The sequence below is a fragment of the Curtobacterium sp. B8 genome (genome assembly GCF_000333315.1).
Classification (GTDB): domain Bacteria; phylum Actinomycetota; class Actinomycetes; order Actinomycetales; family Microbacteriaceae; genus Curtobacterium; species Curtobacterium luteum.
In genome coordinates, this window is the sequence record NZ_BACW01000627.1 from 1 (window position 1) to 2,369 (window position 2,369).

Annotated in this window: 2 protein-coding genes and 1 pseudogene; 2 read left to right on the forward strand and 1 reads right to left on the reverse strand. The window is 74.4% G+C overall.

Going from position 1 to position 2,369, the window contains the following annotated elements; genetic code table 11:
- Together I59_RS16840 and I59_RS16845 are read left to right on the forward strand one after the other, a co-directional pair.
- A partial coding sequence (locus I59_RS16840) for an IucA/IucC family siderophore biosynthesis protein (RefSeq protein WP_022904871.1) occupies nucleotides 1-1,677 on the forward strand: 1,677 nt, incomplete at its 5' end.
- 79 nt (nucleotides 1,678-1,756) lie between these two features.
- Complete coding sequence (locus I59_RS16845) at nucleotides 1,757-2,164, forward strand: RidA family protein (protein ID WP_022904872.1); 408 nt, start codon at nucleotides 1,757-1,759, stop codon at nucleotides 2,162-2,164.
- Nucleotides 2,165-2,176: 12 nt separating this feature from the next.
- Here the strand turns inward: I59_RS16845 and I59_RS23030 are convergent.
- A pseudogene (locus I59_RS23030) lies at nucleotides 2,177-2,369 on the reverse strand (hypothetical protein); the annotation flags it as partial.

Genomic DNA, 2,369 nt, shown 5'->3' on the forward strand with positions numbered 1-2,369 from the left:
CGAGTTCCGCACGAGCGGCTCATCGCGCCCCGGGCCGACGGCGACGCGTGGGTCCTCGACGCCGGGGACTCGACCTACCGGTTCCGGGCCCGGGTGCACGCGCTCGAGCACTGGGCGCTCGACGAAGCATCCCTGACCCGGACGCGCGCGGGGTCGCCCGTGCCGCTCGACGCGCAGGACCTCGTGCTCGCCCTGCGTGCCGTGCTCGGCATCCCGGACGAACTCCTCGGCACCTACCTCGAGGAGATCGCCTCGACGCTGGCGAGCGCCGCGGCGAAGCACCGCCGGGGTGGTCCGTCCGCCGCGCAGCTCGCCCGGGGACGGTCCGACGGCGACGTCGTCGCGTCGTTCCAGGACGCCGAGGCCGCGATGACCGAGGGGCACCCGGCGTTCGTCGCCGCCAACGGCCGGATCGGGTTCGGGCTCGACGAGTACCGTGCCTACGCCCCGGAGACGGGCGGACGGTTCCGCTACCGCTGGCTCGCCGCCCGCCGGGAGCACACGCACCTCGCGCTCGCAGCCGACCGCACCGAGGCGCAGCACTGGGCCGCGGAGCTCGACGCGGCGACGGTCGCCGGCTTCCGCGCCACCCTCGAGCGCCGTGGTCTCGACCCCGCCGGGTACACGTGGTTCCCGGTGCACCCGTGGCAGTGGCAGCACCGGATCGCGGTCACCTTCGCGCCGGACCTCGGACGGCAGGACCTCGTCGACCTCGGCGAGGGGCCGGACGAACACCAGCCGCAGCAGTCGATCCGGACGGCGTTCAACCGCTCGCGACCGGCGCGGTCGTACGTGAAGACGGCGCTCGCCGTGCAGAACATGGGCTTCCTCCGGGGCATGTCGCCGGCCTACATGCGGGCGGCGCCGGCGGTGAACGACTGGGTCGCCGGGCTGGTCGAGGCGGACCCGGTGCTCGCCGACGCCGGGTTCGGCGTCCTGCGGGAGCACGCGTCGATCGGCTACACCGGCGACGCGTACCACCGGGTCGACGTCGTGTCGCCGCAGCGGAAGATGCTCGCCGCGCTCTGGCGGGAGAGCCCCGTGCCACGGCTCGCCGAGGGGGAGCGACCGATCACGATGGCCGCGCTCCTGCACCGGGACGCGCGCGGGCGGTCGGTCGCCGCCGCCCTCGTCGAGCAGTCCGGGCTCGACGCCGTGGTCTGGGTGCGGCGGTACCTCGCCGCCTACGTCCGGCCGGTCGTGCACTGCCTGACCGAGCACCAGCTGCTCTTCATGCCGCACGGGGAGAACCTCGTGCTCGTCATCCGCGACGGCGTCGTGTCGCGGGTCTTCATGAAGGACATCGGCGAGGAGGTCGTGGTCGTCGGTGACGTCGCCGTGCCCGCCGGGACCGAGCGGATCGTGCAGCCCGCGGACGACGACGAGGCCGCGCTCGGCGTGTTCACGGACGTGTTCGACGGCGTGCTCCGGTACCTCGCCGCGATCCTCGACGAGGACGGGGTGCTGCCGGCAGCGCAGTTCTGGCGGCTCGTCGGAGAGTGCGTGGACGGCTCCGTCGGGCGGACCCGCCCGATCGACTTCCGCGTGCCGGACTTCGAGCACTCGTGCCTCAACCGGCTGCAGCTCCGGAACACGGTGCAGATGGTCGACCTCTCCGGCCAGACGGAGTCCCTCATCCGGGCGGGGCGGATGCCGAACCCGATCGGGCGGCGCTGAGGGGCGGCGCGGCCGAGCCGCGCGGCGGGACGGTCCGCGGCGGGTGGCGCGGCCGGCGGGGCCCTGGCAGGGTCGGTGCATGCCCTCCGCCGTGCAGCTCATCCGGTCCGCAGCGCTCAGCGACGTCGCGGACTACGCGTACGCCGCGACGGCACCGGCGGGGGCACGGCTCGTGTTCCTCGCCGGTGCCTGCCCCCTCGATGCGAGCGGTCGGACAGTGGCGGTCGGTGACCACGCCGGCCAGGCCGAGCAGTGCGTGGCGAACCTCCGGACAGCGCTCGCCGCGGCCGGCGCGACGCTCGACGACCTGATCAGCACCCGGGTCCTGGTCGCGTCGTCGCGGCAGGTCGACCTCGTCTCCGCGTGGAAGATCGTCCGCCGGGCGATGGGGGACCACGACGTGCCGAGCACACTCCTCGGGGTCACGGTGCTCGGGTACGACCATCAGCTGGTGGAGATCGAGGCCGTCGCCGCCGTCGTCGACTGAACGGACCGCGCGTCAGCCGACCAGCGCCGCGGCGAGCCGGTCGGCTGCTGCGGCGTCGGCCTGTGGCAGGAACAGCGACGGCTCGACCAGCTCGAGCTCCAGCACCAGCGAGGACCCGTCGTCCGCACGGACCAGGTCGACCCGCGCGTAGGGCAGTACCCCGAACCGCTCGCGGACGAACGCCATCGCGGCCGTGGCGACCTCG